General features: G+C 72.9%; 1 protein-coding gene. It reads right to left on the reverse strand.

Translation table 11 applies throughout. From position 1 onward, the window contains the following. On the reverse strand, nucleotides 1–5,084 hold a 5,084-nt coding region (locus tag FF041_RS24665; protein WP_194292151.1), incomplete at both ends, for a non-ribosomal peptide synthetase.

Genomic DNA, 5,084 nt, shown 5'->3' on the forward strand with positions numbered 1-5,084 from the left:
GCCGGGCGAGCAGCGCCCGGGCAGCGCCCTCGTCGAAGAGGTCCGGCCGGTAGGTCAGTCGCATCCGGAGCCCGCCGAGCGGGTCCACCACCAGTCCGAGCGGGTAATTGATCGACTCGCGCATTCCGGCCTCGGTGAGCAGCAGACCGGCCGGACCGGCCTCCCGCGCGTCCTCGCCCGACGGCGTCGGCGCGGTCGCCCCGGAGGGGAAGCTCTCGAACGCCATCAGGGCGTCGAAGGTCGCCCCCGGGCCGGCCACGCGCTGGATGTCGCCCAGGCTCAGATACTGATGGTCCATCAGTGCCGACTGCCGGCCCTGTAGCTCCGCCAGGACCTGGGCGACGGTCCGGGAGGGGTCGAACCGCACCCGGACCGGGACGGTGTTGATGAACAGTCCGAGCATGTTCTCCATGCCGGGCAGATCCGCCGGCCGTCCGGCCACGGACGCGCCGAACACCACGTCCTGGCGGCCCGCCAGCTGCCCGATCACCAGGGCCCAGGCGGTCTGCACCACCGTGTTCACCGTCACGCCCTGGGTGCGGGCCAGCTCGGCGAGGGCCGCGTCCAGCGGAGCGCCCGCCATGGCGAAGGTCTCCCCGGACTCGGCGCTGGGCGCGAGCGCGGTGCCCGGGGTCATGGGCACCACCAGCGTAGGCTCGTCCGCACCGGTGAGCTCGGCCCGCCACGCCTCCCGCGCCGCCTCCTTGTCCTGGCGGCCCAGCCAGGCCAGATACTCCTGGTACGGGGGCACCGGAGGCAGACCTGCGGCGCTGCCCCCGGCCTCGTAACAGGCCCACAGCTCACGCCTCAGGACCGGCAGCGACCAGCCGTCGAGGATGATGTGGTGCAGGGTGACCATCATCCGGTACCGGTCAGGTCCCGTCCTGACCAGCAGCACCTTCAGCAGCGGCGGCTGTGTCAGGTCGAATCCGCGCTGCCGCTCCTCGGCCCCGATCCGCTCCGACTCGGCCCACGCCGCGTGCTCGTCCCGTTCCGACAGATCCTCCTGCCGCCACGGCAGGACCGCCCTCGGCATGACGATCTGTACGGACTGTCCGGACCCGGCCACCTGCCGGAATCCCACCCGCAGGCTCATATGCCGGTCCAGCACGGCCTGCCAGGACGCCCGCAGCACTTCTGGGTCCAGCGGACCTTCCAGACCGACGATCATCTGCTCCACATAGGCGTCCGTGCCCTGCTCGGCGAACATCGCGTGGAACAGCAGCCCCTCCTGCAACGGTGACAGCGGCCAGATGTCCGCCAGCCCCGGCGCCGCCTCCTCCAGTTTCTCGATCTGTGGCTGGTCGAGTGCGACCAGCGGGAAATCGGACGGGGTGTGTCCGCCCGCCGTGGGGTCGGCGGTGTGCGTGACGAGACCGGTCAGCATCGCCGCCCAGCCCTCGACGAGCCGGCGGGCCGCCGTCTCCTCCAGCAGCCGCTCCGGCCAGGCCAGGGTGAGGGTGAGCCGCGGCCCCTCGGCCAGGTCATGGACCACGCCCACGACCTCCAGGGGGTGTGTCACCGGGAACCGGCCGTCACCGGGCGCACCGGTCGGCTCCGGGTTCCCGTCCGCCGGTGAGCCGGCGGTGGCGCCGGGGATCCGGCCGAGGTAGGTGAAGCCGATCTGCGCGGCCGGCAGCGCTGCCAGCTCCGGCGCGGTCTCGGGGTTGAGACGGCGCAGCAGGCCGTAGCCGAGCCCGTCACCGGGCACCGCGCGCAGCTGTTCCTTGACCCGCTTCACGGCCGCGCCGGCGGCCGGACCGCCGGACCGGATCTCATCGGCGGCGGACGCCCCGGCACCGGCTTCGGATGCCCCGGAGCCGTCAGATGTCCCGGCGTCGAGCCGTACCGGGTGGGCGGCGGTGAACCAGCCGACCGTACGCGACAGATCCATCCCCTCGGTCAGCGCCACCCGGCCGTGGCCCTCCACGTCCACCAGGAAGCCGCCCGCCGGGTCCCCGGCATCCGCCCACTCCGCTACGGCCGCGGCCAGCCCGGTCAGCAGCACTTCATCGACTCCGGCGTGGAACGCCGCCGGAACACCGGTCAGCAGCGCCGAGGTCATCTCTGCCGGAACCGTCACCGACACCCGCCGCACCGTGGCGGCCACATCCCGCTCCGGGTCCACGGGCCGTGCGGTCAGCAGCGGATCGGGGCCCTGGAGCAGCCGTTTCCACTCCGGCAGCTCCGCCACCCGCTCCGCGCCGCCCGCCTGCTCCGCCAGGGCTCGCGCCCAGTGGCGGAACGACGTGGGCACCGGCTCCAGGGCGGGCTTCCGGCCTGCGGCGACCGCTGTGCACGCCTCTTCCAGGTCCGGCAGCAGTACCCGCCAGGACACCGCGTCCATCACCAGATGGTCGATCACCACCAGCAGCCGCCCGGCGGCGTCCGGCCCCGGGTCCAGCCACACCAGCTGCGCCATGACACCGGCCGCCGGGTCGAGCCGTCCCACCGCCGCCGCCGTCTGCTCGGCGACCGTCCGCGGCAGGTCGTCCGCCGTGACGTCGACCCGGCGCACCCACGATCCGGCCGGGACGGTCCCCGGCCCGGACACCACCAGCCGCCGTTCCGGTCCGGTCTCCAGACGGGCCCGCAGTACGTCATGGTGGTCCACCACCGCTCGTACCGCGTCGGTCAGGGTCTCCAGCCGCAGACCGGGCGGGGCCGCCACGACGGCGGACTGGACGACTTGGCCGACCTGACCGGCGCCGACCCGGTCGATCAGCTCATGCATCACCGGGGTGAGCGGTATCCCGCCGACTCCGGGATCACCGCCGCCGACCGCCGTATCGCCCGATGGGGCGGCCACCAGCGCCAGGGCCGCGGGGGTCCGGTGCTCGAACACCTGACGAGCGGTGATCGCCAGTCCTGCCCGCCGCGCGCCGGACACCAGCATCATCGACAGAATCGAGTCGCCGCCGAGTGCGAAGAAGGAGTCCTCGGCGCTGACCCGCTCCAGGCCGAGTGCCTCGGCGAACAGCCCGCACAGCACCGCTTCGGCGGGCGTCTCGGGATCCCGGCCACCCCTCACCGCGACATCGGGGACGGGGAGGGCGGCCCGGTCGAGCTTGCCGTTCACCGTCAGCGGCAGCGCCGCCAGCACCACCACCGCCGAGGGGACCATGTACTCCGGCAGCCGGGTCCCGGCGAACTCCCTCAGCGCTTCCGTATCGAGACCGCCGACACCGGCCGTGCCGTCGGCACCGTTCACGCCGCCGACACCGGCCACGCTGTCCGCGCCGTCGGCACCGTCCCCGCTGCTCGCGCCGTGCTCACCGGGAACGACATAGGCGACCAGGCGCTTCTCCCCCGGCCGGTCCTCCCGTGCCACGACCGCCACCTGGCTCACGGAGCCATGCCCGGCGAGCACCGCTTCGACCTCGCCCGGCTCCACCCGGAAGCCGCGGAGTTTCACCTGGTCATCCGCACGCCCCGCGAACGCCAGCTGTCCTTCGGGGGTCCAGCGGGCCAGGTCCCCTGTCCGGTACATCCGCTCGGCGGGCAGGAACGGGCAGGCCACGAACCGTTCCGCCGTCAGCCCGGGACGACCGAGGTATCCCCGCGCCAGACCCGGGCCCGCGACATACAGCTCCCCGGAGACGCCCGGCGGGACCGGGCGCAGAAACCCGTCCAGGACATAGGTCCGTACGTTGCCCAGCGGGCGGCCGATCGCCGGGGGTTCGTCCTTCGCGTCGATGCCCTCGTCCACCGCGCCCACCGTGGCCATCACGGTCGCCTCGGTCGGACCGTACGTGTTCCACACCCGAGCCCCGGGCACCCAGCGGCTCGCGAGGTCCGCGGTCAGCCATTCCCCGCCCAGCACCCAGTTCCGTACCCCCGGCACCGCGGCCGGATCCAGCACACGTAAGACCGACGGCACCACGCTGGCCGCCTCCACCCCTGCCGAACGGATCATCTCGGCCAGCGCGCCGGGCTCCGTACGCTCCTCGGCCGACGCGATCGCGAGCGTTCCGCCCGCCGCGAGGGTGACCGCCACATCAAGTACGGCGCCGTCGAAGCCGAACGACGCGAACTGAAGCATCACCGTGCCGTCGCCCATGCCCAGCACCGGGCGCATGGCATCCGCGAGGTTCGCCACCCCGCCATGGGCGACCGCCACACCCTTCGGCCTGCCCGTCGAACCCGACGTGTAGATGACGTACGCCAGCTGGTCCGGGACGATCACCCTCCCCGGCGCGTCAGTCGGCTCAGCGGCGATCTCCTCGCCCACCTCGTTCAGCAGCACCACCCGCGCGCCGTCCACCGGCACATCCGCCAGCGTCGAACCCGACCCCAGCACCACCCGCGCACCGCTGTCCGCGACCATGAAGGCGAGCCGGTCCGCCGGATACTCCGGATCCAGCGGCACGAACGCCGCCCCCGCCTTCCACACCGCCAACTCCGCCACCACCATGTCCACCCCACGCGGCAGACACAACCCCACCAGGCACTCACCACCGACCCCGATACCCACCAGATACCGGGCCAGCCGATTCGCCCGCTTCTCCAGCTCCCCATACGAGACGGCATCGGAACCGCACCGCACCGCCACCCCACCGGGGGAACGGTCCGCCCAGCCCTCGAACGCCTCCAGCACCGACCCCGCCGACACCGGCCGGGCCGTCGCATTCCACCCCTCCACCACCCGCGAGCGCTCAGCCTGGCCCAGCACCTCGATATCGCTCACCCGGACCGCCGGCCCGGCCGCGATCTGCTCCAACACCCGCACCACATGCTGGAAGATCGATTCCGCGGTGTCGCGGTCGAACATGTCAGGCCGGTAGTCCAGCTTGAAACGCATCCGGGGGCCGCCCGGGACCACGACAAGGGTGAGCGGATAGTGCGACCCGTCACGGGACGCGCTCGCCGGCCGGATGGACACGGCGTCGGGGGCGGGCGCGGCTCCGGCCGGGGGAAGGGGGTAGTTCTCGTACAGTACGAGGGTGTCGAAGGCCGCTGCGGGACCGGCGAGCTTCTGAATCTCCGAGAGGCCGAGATGCTGATGGTCGATCAGCCCGGACTGACGCTCCTGAAGGTCCGTGAGCATCTCCACCACGGACCGCGCGCCATCGAGCCGCACCCGC

This window comes from Streptomyces jumonjinensis (assembly GCF_009600885.1).
GTDB classification, from domain to species: domain Bacteria; phylum Actinomycetota; class Actinomycetes; order Streptomycetales; family Streptomycetaceae; genus Streptomyces; species Streptomyces jumonjinensis.